The organism is Streptomyces sp. NPDC002835, from assembly GCF_053591995.1.
On sequence record NZ_JBSFUW010000070.1, the window covers coordinates 1 to 14,642 of the forward strand.

The following is a 14,642-nucleotide window of genomic DNA, read 5'->3' on the forward strand; positions in this document are numbered from 1 at the left end:
GGCCGGCTGACCCCCATCGAATTCGAGACCCTCATGACCACACCGGCCCTCCAGGCCGCGTGACCGAACCTGTCACCCGAACCTGCATCAGACCCTACTGCTGCACAGACGCTCGGTAGATGTACGAGACGGTGACCTCTCCCTCGGCGTTCGCCACGTCGCCGAGATCAACGGTGAAGACCTGACTCTCCTTGTACCTGACCCTCCTTGCGGACGCTGCGCCGCGTCGTCCGCGGCCGGCCGCCGACAGCTTTCGGGCGCCAGGCGGATCATCCCCGACGTGACGCTGTCTCACTCAGGAACTTCGTCGGTCAAACACGCTCAACACCAGCCCCGGTCGGCGGCTGGAGCCAACGTCATCCGGATGTGACCTGGGCTCCTGTGCCTCGGTCTGACAGGGTGGCAGGCGGTGGCAGCAGCCCCGCCGCGGAGACCGTCAGGTCCGTCCGGTAGCCGTAACCATTCGACTGCGACGGTGCCGCATTGAGGACACAGCCGAGGAAACGGGCGTTCAAGGCGGTCAGCGCCTCAAGGGACTGGCGGAGGTGGCGGGTCCTGGTTTTGGGGCATCGCGCGACGAGAAGGGTGCCGTCAGCGAGCCCTGCCAGTACACCGGCGTCAGCGTACGGCAGCAGTGGGGGCAGATCGAAGAGAACGACGTCGTAGCACTCCCTCAGCCGGGACAGTAGTTCCTTGCATCTTCCGGAAGCCAGCAGTTCGCTGGGGTGGGGCGGCAGCGGCCCAGCGGTCAGAATCATCGGACCGCCCTCGCCGAACTGCTGGACCACCTCTTCCAGTCGGGCGTAGCCGGACAGCACGGTCGTCAGTCCTTCCGCATCCCCCAGACCCAGATACTGTCCACAGCGCGGTCGACGCAGGTCGGCTTCGACCAGAAGGACGCGGCGCCCGCCACGGGCCATCGCGATCGCCAAGTTGCAGGCGATATTCGACTTTCCTTCGTTGGCCACAGGGCTTGTGATCGCGATGAGACGGGGCGGGGAGTTGATCTCGACGCACTCCAGGTGGGTGCGCAGGCGGACGAACGCCTCCGACCACGCACCCTGGGGGCTGTGCACGATCAGTGGATTGCGGGGAACCTTCGCATCGTACGGAATCGAGCCCAGGACAGGCGCGCCTGTTGCCTCGCGCAGATCGTCGACGCCCCTGACCTTGTCGTCCGTCAGAGCCAGCAGCCGTGTCAGGCCGACGCCGACCAGCGATCCCAGCAGCGCACCCAGGAGTCCGTTGAGCAACGGCATGGGTGATACCGGACGGCTTGGTGCTGTCGCCCGGTCCAGCAACTCCGCGCTGACTGATCCCGCCCCGTCGTGGCGAATCCACCCCACACGGGCCAGCAGCACTTGGGCGGTGGCGTTGGCGATCGCGGCGGCCTTGTCGGCCGTCGGCGCGTCGGCGGTGAGCGCGAGGATCTGCACCCCCTCCTGGGTGTCAGCGCGGATGTGACGGACAACCTGCCTGGTCGGCAGCCCCATGGTCTCGGCCGTGGCCTCGGCGACCTTGCCGGATTCGGCGAGCCGCGCGATGGTCGGCATCAGGTTCTGGGTGGTGTTGCTGACGTAGAGCTGCTCACCGGAGACGGCGCCGCCGGTGACGAGCACAGTCGCGGTGGCCTCGTACCTCGGGGGCGTCATCGCGGTCACCACCAGGGCCCCGGTGATTCCGGCCAGGAGCGACAGCAGCACAAGCCCGCCGTTGCGCCAGGCCATGGAAAGCACCCGGGCGGCATCACGTGAGGTCGCCACTGGGCCCTCCCTTCAACAAGATGCCGGCCGTCTTCGCGGAGTGGGTGACGGGCCCACGGCCGGGCTGGACTGACGCCTTATGGCCGGTACGGCCCTCGCCCGGCAGGTGAGGGACGAGGCGAAGGCGGAAGCGGCCACAGCGCGCGTCCAGCCATTGCGGGGCCCGCCCGATGAGCACGGACAGGCCGGACGCGTGGACGATGATCTGGACGTCCGTCCGATCGGTGAGGACATCGAAGAGGCTGATCCAGTGTTCGGTGCGCTTTCCGGCAGCGGCGGTCAGAACGTGCATCGGCCCTCCCTTCTCATGGTGCTGGCGGTCGCGGTCAGGGCGATGCGGGCCACGTGCCACCAGGCCCTGCCCCGAGCAGGGTGCTGCCCGCGTCGGCGTGCGACGGAGAGCCCGATGCCCAGCAGTGCGCGGAGCAGCACCGCCGCCCTCACCAGGGGGTAAGTGCGGCGTCGGTGCCGGGCGAAGAACCGGAGCATGCTGCGGTACAGATGGGGCCAGATCCACGACGGATCTCGGCTGCTCGCCCCGACGACGTGTATGGCTTCGACCTTGGGTACGTAGTACACGCAGGCCCCGAGCCGCCCCGCCTGCCAGCACAATTCCTCGTCCTCGTAGTACATGAAGTAGCCCTCGTCGAGACCGCCGAGCTGTTCGAGCAGCCCGGTGCGAATGGCCATGCAGGCTCCGGACACCCAGTCCACCGGGACGGGCAGTCCGGGGTTGCGGCAGACGTCATAGGTGCGTCGCCGAGTTCTGCCGGACAGCAGGCGGCGCAACCCGACCGGCATCAGGCTCCCGCCGAAGCGGCTGGCCAGCACGGAGGTCAGCGACTCGAACGGGTGGGCGCTGATGGCGACGCGCCCGTCGGTACCGACGAGCCGGGGACCCGCGATGCCGACATCGGGCCGGGCTTGCAGCAGGGCGATCAGGGCTCGAGCGGTGGCCGGCGGGACCACGCAGTCGGGATTCACCAAAAGCACGATGTCGGTGTCCACCGTGGGGAGTGCCTGGTTCACCGCGGCCGCGAATCCGATGTTGGTCGGGTTGACAGTCCGCGCAATGGTGGGGAACCGGGTGGCGAGCAGCCGTGCGGTCCCGTCCGTGGAAGCGTTGTCGACCACGCGTACCGCCAGCCCGGCGCTGCGCAACGCGGTGAGGCAGTCGGCGATGTGGGCCTCGGAGTGATAGGTGACGACGATCGCGGTGGCGACGGGCCCGGCGGTGCCCGGCTCGTCGGCTCGGGTCCATTCGGTCGTCATGGGCGACCTCCTGTGGTCGGTGGATCGGTGGTCCCAGTCCGGGTGGTGAGCAGCGTCAGTGCGGGCAGTAGCCCCAGTTCCCAATGGCCGTCAGTGGGGCCCGCGAAAGCCGCCGCTGCCAGGAAGCCGCAGAGGAGAGCACCGAAGGCCAGAGGAACGCCATCCCGTACGGCGAGGGCCGCGCGCAGTGGGCGCAGCAGCGGCCACAGGACTGCGATGAGGCCGACGAGGCCCAGATTGGCGAGGATCATCACCCAGAAGACGTGGTAGGTCGGCCCGACGTCGGTGATCTTGAAGGTGGGGAGGTAGACATCGCGGGTCGTCTGGCCGAGACCGGCTCCGGTCAGCGGCCAGTCGGCGAAGACGCGCAGCCCGACCATCGCTTCGGGTGTCCGGTAGCCGGCCGTTTCGTCCAGGTGCTCGCCGGACAGCAGGATCCGGGCGCGCAGCCCGGCGCTGACAGTGGCTCCGCAGACCACGAGAACGGTTGCCCCGACCGCAGCCATGACCACGCTGAGGCGGATCCGCCTGGTGCCGCGCACCAGCAGAACCAGCAGGCCGATCCCGGCGGCCAGCCACATGGCCCGGTAGCCCGCGACAGCCGTGTCGGCGGCGAAGAGGGTGATCAACGCTCCCAGACCGATGCGCCGCCACCCGCGGGTGCGGCCGGCAACGACGAGCAGCGGCACAAGGGCGAGTACCGAGAGCAGACCGCCGTGCCGCCCCGGCATCGTGAGCTCCAGCGCGGCGAGGGCGGCCGCCCCGGTCACATAGAGCACCGCCGCCGCTTGCATCCTGCGTGCGTTGGTCAGGGTGTGGGTGGTGACGAAGAAGTAAGCAGGGATGACGCCCATGTGATAGGTGGCGATCAGCACCTGGTGTGGGGCATGTCCGCGTGCCAGACCGAACAGCGCGCCGGCCAGGGCGATCACCGCCAGGAGCGCCATCGCCTGGTCCACGGCGGTTCGCCGGGGTCGGTCGTCGGCCGCAGAGGCGGCGCGGCGTACCAGCAGCGCCAGGCAACCGATCGCCAGCACGCCGATGTGAAGGGCCGTGATGAAGGTGACATCGGAAGTGCCCAGCGCCTTGGCGGCCGCGGCGCCACCGACGATGCCTACCGGGAGAACGGCCCATGGCCACAGGACAAATGTCGCCAGACACAACAGGGCCGCGGCGGGCAGGATACTCAGACGACCGGGAAGAACTTCCGCCGAAAAGGCTCCGGCGGAGCCGAGAGCGGCCGCAAGGCATGCGGCCGACGCGGGAACGATGAGCTTCCTCGGAACGATGAGCAGCCCGCTCATGGGCCGGTCCTCTCCAGCCCCTCGAGCAGGCCCCGGATCTGCTCGCCCCGCGCCGACCAGCTGTTGCAAGCCGCAGCGGCGCGACGCCGGGCCAGCGCGGCCGGGCAGTGGCGCAAGTCCAATGCCTCCTCGATGGCCCGGACGAACCCTTGCGGGCCGGAGCCGAGATGGACGAGACCGGCCATCGGGATCAGAGACGGCAGCGGTGTGGCGGCGACAGGTTTACCAACGGCCAGGTACTCGTACAGCTTCTTCGGGTGCACGTAGTCGATCCGGCCGCCCACCCGATAAGGGATCAGGCCGACATCACAGGCACGCAGTACGGCGGGAATCTCGTCAAAGTCGACCGGCCCCCGCAGATGTACGTTGGGCAGCCCCGCCAGCGGTGCACGGCCGGTACGGGTGGACGGCCCGACCAGCAGGAACGTCCAGTTGGGGCGAAGACGGGCCACGGCGGCGAGGAGTTCCGCGTCAAAGGCCCGGCTGTCGACCGCCCCGGCATAGACGAGCCGCGGGTCGGCCAGCTGTGTGATCCAGTCGTCGAGTGGACCTTCCGCGACGAACCTCTCCGGATCGCACCCGTTGGGGACGATCACGGGCGGGCGCCGTGAGGTCGGCAGCCACCGCGGCAGCGCCGAGGACGAGGCCAGGACGAGATCTGCGGCGCCGACCGCCTTCCGCAAAGCGCTGCGCAGGTGGGGGCGGTTCCAGCGGTGCGTGAACGTCCAGTCCAGGTCGACTGCGTCATAGACGAGCAGATCTTCCCCCAGTCGACCGGCCGTCGGCGCGGCCAGGTCTTCATCGATCCACAGGATTCGCCGGCTGCCCGGGCGGCGGTCCAGCCAGCGGCGTACCAGCGCTGCGGCAACCCGGCGGTTGATCCAGTTGAGCGGGGGCAGCAGCCGGCCGAACGGCACCACGGTGGGAGGCACCGCGTGCCACAGTGATGGGGCGACCTGGCTGACGATGAAGGTCCAGCGAGGGCGTCGGCCCGGCGGGTCGACGAACAACACCCGGCGGCCGACTGCGAGTTCCCGGGCGAGGGCATGCTGACGGTGCGCTCCGGCAAGCCAGGGCACTCCACTGAGCATCACCGACCAGCTTCGCCCGTCACCGTCCGGAAGGGGGCCTACGTCACCCTGGACGACGGCCCAGAGATCGCGGAGGCCGAGTTGACCGCGCCACCGCAGCGCGCGCCGAACCAGCCAGTCCACAAGCACCAGGGCCTGGAGTGTCCGCAACCGCCATCGGGGCTGCGTGACCCCGGCGTAGCGGATGAGCCCGTCGAGACGGAACTTGCTGCGAACGGCGGAGCCCAGCAGTCGGGTCGACGCACCGAGAGTGTGCGTAACGACCGCGTCCGGTGTCATCCAGAGCCGATGGCCGGCGAGGCGGAGGTTGCGGGCGAGCAGAACGTCATTGAAATAGAGCGGAAACCGCTCGTCGAAGACTTCAGCCGGATCCAGCACGGCACGGCGTAGCAGCAGACAGCTCGCGGACGGTTGTTCGACCTGCCCCTGGCGGGACAAGTCCGCTCCGCCCATGAGGTGTTCGCGCCATGGGCGCCTGAAACCCGGCAAGTACCGCAGCGTGGTGGCCAACGCCACCAGGCTGCGGAACGTGGGCAGGCGCATGTAGTGCTGTTGAACGCTGCCGTCAGGGTTTAGGTACAGCGGCGCCACACCAGCCACGTCGGGGCGCTCGCGCAGGAAACCGGCGAGGGCTGTGAGCGCTCCGGGCCACAGACGGACATCACTGTTGAGGAGAAGGATCATGTCCCCGCGAGCACGGGCGTACGCCTGATTGACCGCCGCGGCAAAGCCGAGGTTCCGCTCGTTGCGGAGAAGCAGCACGTTCGGGTGGGCGGCAAGCATGTCCGGCGAGCCGTCCCGCGACCCGTTGTCGACGACGATCACCTCATACCGCAGCCCATCGGTCGCGGCACGGGGCAGCGAGTCCAGACAAGCACGGGTTTCGGCACAGGTGTTCCAGCTCACCAGGAGCACCGAGACTTCGGGCAGGGTCATCAGCTGCGCCGCCCCGGCAGCGGTTCGAGCGCTTCGCGGACCGAGTGCCGGGTCCCGGTGAGACCAGCCCGGAGGAGAGGGCGCAACAATCCGTACCGCGGCCGTGCCGTGACGTTGGGATCTCCAGTCAGCCGGTCGTGAGCACCCTGAGGCAACTGCGCAGACGCGCCCATCAGATCAATCATGTGAAGCACGACCATCCTCCGAGCAGCAGGCTGCTCGATCGACGCCACAAGACACTCCCAGTCGCATTAATTCATTTCAACCTCGGTCAGAGATGGCTTTACTGGGTGTTGGCCTATTCGGTCAGACGGTAATGGTGTCGACATTGAATTCGGTTCCGACGCGTCGGCGTGTCGTCTGTTTTTAGTGCATTCGCGCTACTCGCGATGGCGTCCCTTGTCGTGGTGTAGCCGATCACGGTTAGGGAGTGCGCCGGGGGGCGTGTGCCGATGGGCTTTCGCTCCCTGCCCGCAAGGTGGGCCATCGTGCAACTCTCCGTAGTGAACGGGCAGTTCAACGCGGGAGGTGCAGGATGGCCCTGTCTCAGCATGACTTACTCCGGCTGCTTGAGTCACTACGTTCGGCGGACGGGCTCGAACTCGTCCGCAATGTGGCTGAGCGAATGCTCCAGGAGCTGATCGAGGCCGAGGCCACGGCCCGGATCGGCGCGGAATGGAACGAGCACACCGAGACGCGCACCGCGCTTCGCAACGGCCACCGCGACAAGACGCTCAGCACCCAGGCCGGCGACCTGGACCTCGCGATCCCCAAGCTGCGGTCGGGGAGCTTCTTCCCCGCGCTGCTGGAGCGACGCCGCCGCATCGACCAAGCCCTGTACGCGGTCATCATGGAGGCCTACGTCCACGGCGTGTCCACGCGGTCGGTCGACGACCTGGTCAAGGCCCTCGGCGCGGAGACCGGGATATCCAAGAGCGAGGTCTCGCGGATCTGCCAGGACCTGGACGGCCGGCTGACCGCGTTCCGTGCCCGGCCCCTGGACCACGTCCGCTTCCCGTACGTCTATCTGGACGCGACCTACTGCAAGGCGAGGGTCGAGCACCAGATCGTGTCCCGGGCCGTGATGATCGCCACCGGGATCACCGAGGAGGGCGGCCGGGAGGTGCTGGGCGTGATGGTCGGCGACAGCGAGACCGAGGTGTTCTGGACTGAGTTCCTGCGCCACCTGCGCGAACGCGGTCTGACCGGGGTCCGGCTCGTCATCGGCGACCACCACCTGGGACTGGTCAAGGCCATCCGCAAGGTCATGCTCGGGGCCGCCTACCAGCGCTGCAGGGTTCTTCCTGCGCAACGTGTTCAGCGTGATCAACAAGGAAGCGGCCGAGATGGCCGCCGCCACGATCCGCACGATCTTCGCCCAGCCCACCGCCGATGCGGTCCGCACCCAGCTCGACACCGTCGCCGACATGCTCGGCAAGCAGTTCCCCAAGGTCAAAGACATGCTGCTGGAAGCGAAGGACGACCTGACCGCCTTCGCCGCCTTCCCGGAGCGACATTGGAAAAAGATCCAGTCCACCAACCCGCTGGAGCGGATCAACCGCGAGATCAAACGCCGCACCGACGTCGTCCAGGTATTCCCCAACGACGACGCGCTCCTGCGGCTGGTCACAGCCGTGCTCTTCGAACTGCACGACGAATGGATCGCCTTCCCCCGCCGCAACCTCTGCCCGAGGGAAGCATGGACCAGCTCTACCCCTCCGAGCGCCCCGAAAGCGCCCCCGCGCTACCCAACACCACCAACACGACCACCGGATGATCGGCTACACCACGAGAAGGGACACGACCCTACTCGCCTTTGCGATTCTCAGCGCCATTGCGGCGCCGGAAGGGTGTAGGTCCTACATCCTTCCGGGGGGTCATCGCCCCCGTGGCGTTAGCTGTGCTTGACATGGCGTTATATCTGCCTGCGACAGGATTTTCCTCGTCACGGCCAGCCCTGCCGCCGGGCCGGAAGCCATCCGAGAAGGTGTGAGGAGCGTGGAAAGTGACTACGTCTCGCAGACGGCCTAACGTCCTCGCCTCCGTGGCAGCAGCCGCTGTCATCGTCGCCGGCCCGCTGGTGCCCGCAGAGACGGCGCATGCCCAGTACCCGCCGAATGCACCCAGTCTGAGCATCGATACGACAGGGATCGCCGGTGATCCGCTCATTTTCACCGCAACCGGGTTCGCCGCCAACCAGCAGGTCGTCGCGGAACTCCTCTCGAGGGCAACGGTGCTGGGCACGTTCTTCGCCGACTCGAAGGGCAGGGTCTCGGGGACCGTCACGATCCCCGCCACCACCAAGCCCGGCCCACACACCTTCAGACTCACCGCCCGTGATCCGGACCTGGTCCTGTCCGCGGTGATCAATGTGCTGCCGCGACACCAGAAGCTCCCGCCGGACGGTCAGCTTCCTGAGACCGGTTCCGGCCAAAGGACCTTCGTCATGTTCAGCACGGCTGTCGGTTTACTCGCAGTCGGCGGGGGAGTCGTCCTGGTGGTACGGCGTCGGCGCGCGCGCCGCTGACCCGGCCGCCACCATGCAGCACTCCCCGGCCCCTGGAAGCACACGTCCCGCACAACCGCACCGCCGACGTCGGCGAGTCCGATATCTGCTGGCGGCCGTCGTGTGCCTGATCCTGGCAGGAGCGGCGTGGATCGCGGTCACCGGTCTGATCGCCCGTACCGAACTGCTGGCCGCACAGCGGGAACTGCACACGCTGCGGCAGTCGGTCACCGCAGGGCCGTCGCGGGACACCGCCGCCGCACCTGTGCCCGGCACGTCGAACGCCGAGGCGGCGCTGCGTTCCGCGGCGGCACACGCCGCCCGAGCGCACGACCTCACCACCGGGCCCGCCTGGTACCCGGCCACGCACCTGCCCTTTCTCGGGGACTTGGCACGTATCGTGCGCGGCACGGCGCACACCGCTGACCGGCTGACCCACGATGTGCTCACTCCCCTCGTCCGCAGCGTCCCGGATCTCACGGCCGACGTACGAGGCGGCGATACCCAACGCCTGCTGACCGCCCTGCACGACGCGGCCCCGGCACTCGAACGCGCCGCGCGGGACGTCGCGGAAGTCCGTGCCCAGGCCCGCGGACTGCCACACGCCACCTGGTTGCCGGCAGCCGAGCGGGCCCGTACGCAACTGGTCCGCCAACTCGACCGGATTGCCCCGACGACGGCCGACGCCGCCCTTGCGGCCCGGCTCCTTCCGCCGATGCTGGGGGAACAGGGGCCGCGGCGTTACTTCGTGGTCTTCCAGAACACCGCCGAAGCCCGCGGTACCGGCGGGCTGCCCGGGGCCTTCGCGGTGGTCACGGCCGACCGGGGCCGCATCGGCTTCGACACCTTCGGCAATGACACCGTGCTGCAGCCGATCCGGCCCACAGTGGACCTGGGAACGGATTACGCCGCCTTGTACGCCGCCAACGAGCCCACTCGGTTCTGGGGGAACTCGAATCTCAGCCCTCACTTTCCCTATGCGGCCCGTATCTGGGCCGAGACATGGAGGGAGCACAGTGGCCAGAAGGTGAACGGGGTGCTCGCCGTCGACCCCACTGTGCTGGGCCGGCTGCTGGAGGCCACCGGGCCGGCCCGTCTGCCCGACGGCACCCTGCTCACCGGCGCCAACGCCGTGGGGCTCACCGAGCGAACGAGCTACGCGGCCTACCAGGACGTCACCGCCCGCAAAGCGTTCTTCCTCGACGTCGCCCGCACCGCCGCCACACAGTTGACCGGCGTCGCCAAGAATCCGCGGCGGATTCCCGCGCTGCTGCGGGCCGTGTACGACGTGCAGCGGGACGCACGTCTGAAGGTGTGGAGCACGCTCCCGGCCGAGCAACGCCTCATCGAACGCAGGGCATTCAGCGGCTCACTCCCCAAAGGCGCGGGCCCCTTCGCCGGGGTCGTCGTCAACAACGCGGCGGCCACCAAGCTCGACTACTACCTCGACCGAAGGCTGACGTGGGAGCCGGGCCCCTGCACCCCGCACGGACGAACGGTCACCGCCACCGTGACGCTGACCAACCGGGCGCCGGCCTCGGGACTCCCGGCCTACGTCACCGATCGCCTCGACACCCGGGCCCGTTCCTCCCGGCCGGGTGACAACCGGCTGCTGGTCTCCTACTACGCCAGTGCGGGAGCCGCCCTGACCGGGGCGATGCTGGACGGCCGTCGTATCCCGCTGAATCATGCCGTCGAACACGGCCACCCGGTGTACACCCTCGATCTGGAACTGCCCGCGGGGAGCACCCGCACCGTGACGCTGCATCTGTCGGAGCCGATCACCGATCGCGCCCCGACCCTGCTGCGCCAACAGCTGGTGAAGCCGCTGCGGACCGAGGTGAAACCGTACCCCCCCTGCCGCCGTTGACAAGGGCCGCAGCCGTTCGGCTCCGTCACCGGTCAGCCGGGTACCGGCGTGACGATCGGCCCACCGACTCCCCGATCCGCATGGCACGGCGACGCGGCCCCGCCCCACCCTGGGCCGCAGTTCGCGTACCACCATTCGTTGATGCTTGCAGAGGGCTGGGCGACCGGGAGACATCGGGAGCGATCAGCGGATCGGCGGGTTCCCCGGCAGGCGGGCGAGCAGCCGCAGATGATCGCCGAGCCGCGGATGGGTGGTACGCGGTGAGCCGCAGGCGGCCCAGTCGGCGAACAGCAGAGACATCCCCGACGGGCTGGGCAGGCGGGTGGGCTTCATGTAGTACCGGGCGAAGACGGTGTCGCAGCGCTCGACCACGAAGCCGCACTCCTCCACCAGCGTCGTCAACGACCGCGCCGAGAAGTGCCAGCGGTGGCAGTCCGGCTGCAGATGCGGCCATGATCCACCCTGCCGTTGGGCGGAGGACGATGCGATGTTCGGCACTTCGAGGGCGAGCCATCCTCCGGCGGTGAGCGATGCCCGGGCCTTGGTGAGGAACCGCCGGGGCTCGTCGACGTGTTCGAGCACATGGAAGGCGCACACGGCGTCCACCGCGGTGGTCGGTGCGACCGTCTCGAAGCAGCCCTGCCGTACCGGCACCTTGAGCTCGCCCCGCGCATGGCGGACACAGACCTCGGACAGTTCCACTCCGTCGGCTGCGATGCCGGCTCTCCGGGCGGCTTCGATGAAGTAACCGCCTGCTGAGCCGGCCTCCAGCAGAGACCTCGGGCGGGTGGCCGACAGGAGCCACCGCATCCGTCGGGCCGCTTCGTACCGCCACTGCCCGGCGCGGGCGAAGTAGCGTCGGTAGTAGGTGCCGTCAAAGAGGTCCCACTGGTGTGCCCCGTCGCCGTTCGCGGCGGTCCAGTGGAATTCGCAGGCCGGGCAACGGCGCAGCAGTCCGCCGAAGACCGGCTCGTCGCCCGCGGCCTGGTGGCAGAGGGGGCAGCGGGTCGCTTCCATCTGCAAGGTCATGCGTTGCTCCTTTTCCGCGCGGGAACCGCGCCGCGATGTGGTGTCAACCCGGCAAGAGCCATGCGCAGCCGGGTCAGGTCTGAGGCGCCGAAGAATCCGAGCAGGGCCAGCAGCGCGGCCGCGACCAGCACGGTCAGGCCACCCCGGCAGGCGACTGCCACGGCGGCGTCGGCCCGGTCCGCCCCGGGAGCCAGCCGGAACGTGACCAGACAGGCAAGGGTTCCCGCCGTCACGGCCGCGAAGACGGGTGGCCACAGTGCCCGCAGCAGCGGTGCCACCGGCCGCCGGGATCTGCTGTGGAAGTGCGCGAAGAAGTAGACGGTGCTCCCGAAGGCCGCCAATGTGGTCGCCAGCGGGACCCCCCAGGGACCGAGAAGCCGAAGCAGCGGAACGGTGAGCAGCAGATTGAGCACGGCGGCCAGCACCGCACCGCGGGTCTCACACCCGGGCCTGCCCTCGGCCCGGGTCACCATCGCGGCCGCGCCGGCGATCACACTCGCGGCGCAGCCGGGGGCCAGGACCATGATGGTCACTGCCGCGGCAGGCAGGGGACGGCCGAGCCACGTCCGCACCAGCGGATCGGCCGACACCACCAGGACGGTGGCCGCGACCGCGGCGAACGCCGTCAGGTACCGGGTCAGATCGATGTAGAGCCGGTCGAGCCGACCGGGTTCATCGTCGGCCGCCGCGGCAGCCGACGGGAAGGCTGCCGTGAGAATGACCCCCGAAGGCAACCGCAGCAGCCCGACAAGGCGGCTGCCCAGGTCGTATCCAGCTACCGCCGACGGACTGTGGAAGCCTGCGAGCACCAGCCGGTCCGTCTCGCTGTTGACTGCGGCTGCCGCGCCTGCCACCTGGACACGTGAGCCGTACGACGCCACATACGCCACATCGGACGGTCTGATGTCCCGCAGGCTGGGCGTCAGCCCAGCGGCGTACCGGCGGGCCAAGCAGACGAACATCAGTACCCGCAACGCACTGCTCACCACCACCGAGGCGGCCAGTTCCACCAGCCCGCCGCCGAGCGTGACCACCGCTGCCGCGAGCCCCGCGCCGAGCACAGCGGTGCCGGCGACGACCCAGGCCACCGGACCATAGCGCTGGGTGCCCTCGAGCACGTTCCGCCAGGGCAGCGCGAGACTGTCGAGAAGAAAGCCCACCAGCAGGAACAGGGCGGCGCCCCGCGCCGGCCCGGAGAGCGCATCCAGATGGAACACGCGGGCCAGCCACGGCCAGCAGATCGCGGTCCCGGCAAGGGCCAGCGCGCCGAGAACGGCACCCCACACAACGCCCAGGCCCAGTACGGCGCAGACCTGTCGCTGCCGCCCGCTTCCGGCGGCTCGGGCGACCTCCCGGATCTGAACCGAGCCGAGCCCCAGATCGGCGAGCGACACAATAGCGACAAGACCCGTAAGGAGCGCCCACACACCGTAGGAGCGGGCGCCGATGCTCCCGTACACCACCGGTAGCGACACGACGCCGGCCAGCGCGGTGGCGACCCTGGCTGCGAGAAGCCTGGCGCTGTTGCCGGCCACCCGAGCCGCAACGGCTTCGACCGGAGCGGCGCTACCGCTGGAGAACTCGGGCGGGCTAGCCACCGGGAACCCACCCGGACCGGTCAGGAGCACAGAAGGGATCAAGCTTCATAGCATTTATGTTGTGTCGTCACATCCCATGCCCGCCACTTGAGAAGTCAGGATTGCGTCATAAGGGAGCGAATCACTACACGCATGCGCGCCGATACCTACTGGATGACTCCGTTCGCCCTGTTAATCTCCGGCCACAAAAGGTCCTTCCCCAACAAGATCGAGTACTCAATCATGCCGGAATCCAAGACAGTCGGCTGGCAGCACGGCACACCCCTCAGTCCGCCGACCCATGCTCGGCCGTCACGCCAGGATGCTCAGCGGATGAGCGGCCTGCGATGCATGTGCTGCGGGAGCCGCAGTTTCACGCAGCGTCCGGCCTTGTGGCCGAAGCTGATCGAAGAGTGGCAGCTGAGCGAGGAGGAGGCCAGCTATATCGATAGGCAGCAGGGTTTGCATTGCACCCGCTGCGGGGCAAGCCTCCGGTCTCTGGCCCTGGCCCATGCGATCATGCAGGTCTACGGCTCGACGAGACTTTTTCCCGTGTTCATGCTTCGCCATCCTCTGCTCAAGGTCCTTGAGATCAATCGGGCCGGAACTCTTCACCGCTTCCTGCAGAGGATGCCGCGCACGAAGCTGATGAGCTTCCCCGATATTGACATGATGGCGCTTCCCTTCGATGACGCGTCGATGGACTTGGTCGTGCATTCGGACACGTTGGAGCATGTGCCCGATCCTGTGCAGGGGCTGCGCGAGTGCTTTCGCGTGGTCCGGCCGCGAGGCTGGGTCTGTTTCACGATTCCGGTTGTCGTCGGCCGGCTGACGCAGACGAGGGCCGGTAAGCCCCCGAGTTACCATGGAGTGCCGCCGGAGGGGCAACCCGACTGCCTCGTCCAGACGGAATACGGCGCTGACATGTGGACCCAGGTCATGGAGGCCGGCGGCGGCGAGTGCCGCATCATCCGTCTCGAGTTTCCCGCCGCTCTCGCCATCGCCGCCCGTAAGTTCTAGTACTCCAGCAGGACTTTGGTGTCTGACCTGGGACGATGCCGGGCGGCTGGAGTGTAGCGGGCGGTAGTTAGTCAGGGGCGGTCTTGAAGAGACCGCCCCTCGTTCGTGCGACAGCGTCGCTGATAGTGGCATCGGCGGGCGACTGCTTGGCGTCGTCGGCGCCAGTTCGACCAGTTCATTGAGCCTTTTCAGCGTGACCACCGATCGGGTGATGGCCTTGGTGCCCGCAACGGACAGGGCTCCCGTGCCGTTGGGTGAGGTGTTCGAAGTCTCA

At 68.5% G+C, this 14,642-nt stretch carries 10 protein-coding genes and 1 pseudogene; 4 read left to right on the top strand and 7 right to left on the bottom strand.

Annotated elements, in window-relative coordinates:
- Positions 1-356: 356 nt before the first annotated feature.
- The 5 genes from ACWD01_RS35770 to ACWD01_RS35790 are packed head-to-tail and all read right to left on the bottom strand — an operon-like array spanning position 357 to position 6,366.
- The gene (locus ACWD01_RS35770; protein ID WP_451167965.1) at positions 357-1,763 is read right to left on the bottom strand and encodes a polysaccharide biosynthesis tyrosine autokinase; all 1,407 of its coding nucleotides are present in this window, start codon (positions 1,761-1,763) and stop codon (positions 357-359) included.
- Positions 1,747-2,055, bottom strand: a complete 309-nt coding sequence (locus ACWD01_RS35775) for a hypothetical protein (protein WP_451167967.1) — start codon at positions 2,053-2,055, stop codon at positions 1,747-1,749. Before ACWD01_RS35775 ends, ACWD01_RS35770 begins: the two co-directional genes overlap by 17 nt.
- Positions 2,043-3,035, bottom strand: coding sequence for a glycosyltransferase family 2 protein (locus tag ACWD01_RS35780; RefSeq protein WP_451167969.1), 993 nt, complete (start codon positions 3,033-3,035; stop codon positions 2,043-2,045). The genes ACWD01_RS35775 and ACWD01_RS35780 overlap by 13 nt, the downstream gene beginning before the upstream one ends.
- Complete coding sequence (locus tag ACWD01_RS35785) at positions 3,032-4,339, bottom strand: O-antigen ligase family protein (RefSeq protein WP_451167970.1); 1,308 nt, start codon at positions 4,337-4,339, stop codon at positions 3,032-3,034. Before ACWD01_RS35785 ends, ACWD01_RS35780 begins: the two co-directional genes overlap by 4 nt.
- Positions 4,336-6,366 (bottom strand): glycosyltransferase, encoded by a 2,031-nt coding sequence (locus ACWD01_RS35790; RefSeq protein WP_451167972.1) that lies wholly within the window; start codon positions 6,364-6,366, stop codon positions 4,336-4,338. The genes ACWD01_RS35785 and ACWD01_RS35790 overlap by 4 nt, the downstream gene beginning before the upstream one ends.
- Positions 6,367-6,901: 535 nt before the next feature.
- On the opposite strand from ACWD01_RS35790, the pseudogene ACWD01_RS35795 reads away from it, so the two are divergent.
- The 3 genes and pseudogenes from ACWD01_RS35795 (at position 6,902) to ACWD01_RS35805 (ending at position 10,742) form a co-directional block, all read left to right on the top strand.
- Positions 6,902-8,143 (top strand): annotated as a pseudogene (locus ACWD01_RS35795) (IS256 family transposase).
- A gap of 267 nt (positions 8,144-8,410) precedes the next feature.
- On the top strand, positions 8,411-8,893 hold the full coding sequence (locus ACWD01_RS35800) for an LPXTG cell wall anchor domain-containing protein (RefSeq protein WP_451167974.1): 483 nt from the start codon (positions 8,411-8,413) through the stop codon (positions 8,891-8,893).
- Positions 8,894-8,993: 100 nt separating this feature from the next.
- On the top strand, positions 8,994-10,742 hold the full coding sequence (locus ACWD01_RS35805; RefSeq protein ID WP_451167975.1) for a DUF4012 domain-containing protein: 1,749 nt from the start codon (positions 8,994-8,996) through the stop codon (positions 10,740-10,742).
- Positions 10,743-10,925: 183 nt separating this feature from the next.
- Here the strand turns inward: ACWD01_RS35805 and ACWD01_RS35810 are convergent, their stop codons facing one another.
- Complete coding sequence (locus tag ACWD01_RS35810; protein ID WP_451167977.1) at positions 10,926-11,771, bottom strand: class I SAM-dependent methyltransferase; 846 nt, start codon at positions 11,769-11,771, stop codon at positions 10,926-10,928.
- Positions 11,768-13,399 carry a lipopolysaccharide biosynthesis protein gene (locus ACWD01_RS35815; RefSeq protein ID WP_451167979.1) on the bottom strand — a complete coding sequence of 544 codons (1,632 nt, stop codon included), beginning with the start codon at positions 13,397-13,399 and terminating at the stop codon, positions 11,768-11,770. Before ACWD01_RS35815 ends, ACWD01_RS35810 begins: the two co-directional genes overlap by 4 nt.
- Positions 13,400-13,501: 102 nt before the next feature.
- On the opposite strand from ACWD01_RS35815, the gene ACWD01_RS35820 reads away from it, so the two are divergent.
- Positions 13,502-14,368 (top strand): class I SAM-dependent methyltransferase, encoded by an 867-nt coding sequence (locus ACWD01_RS35820; RefSeq protein ID WP_451167980.1) that lies wholly within the window; start codon positions 13,502-13,504, stop codon positions 14,366-14,368.
- The last annotated feature ends 274 nt before the right edge of the window (positions 14,369-14,642 follow it).

What these genes read in the sequence shown, in the direction of transcription:
- ACWD01_RS35790 (WP_451167972.1), bottom strand. Translation starts at nt 6,366, where the DNA reads ATGACCCTGCCCGAAGTCTCGGTGCTCCTGGTGAGCTGGAACACCTGT.
- ACWD01_RS35810 (WP_451167977.1), bottom strand. Translation starts at nt 11,771, where the DNA reads ATGACCTTGCAGATGGAAGCGACCCGCTGCCCCCTCTGCCACCAGGCC.
- ACWD01_RS35820 (WP_451167980.1), top strand. Translation starts at nt 13,502, where the DNA reads ATGCGCGCCGATACCTACTGGATGACTCCGTTCGCCCTGTTAATCTCC.
- ACWD01_RS35780 (WP_451167969.1), bottom strand. Translation starts at nt 3,035, where the DNA reads ATGACGACCGAATGGACCCGAGCCGACGAGCCGGGCACCGCCGGGCCC.
- ACWD01_RS35775 (WP_451167967.1), bottom strand. Translation starts at nt 2,055, where the DNA reads ATGCACGTTCTGACCGCCGCTGCCGGAAAGCGCACCGAACACTGGATC.
- ACWD01_RS35785 (WP_451167970.1), bottom strand. Translation starts at nt 4,339, where the DNA reads ATGAGCGGGCTGCTCATCGTTCCGAGGAAGCTCATCGTTCCCGCGTCG.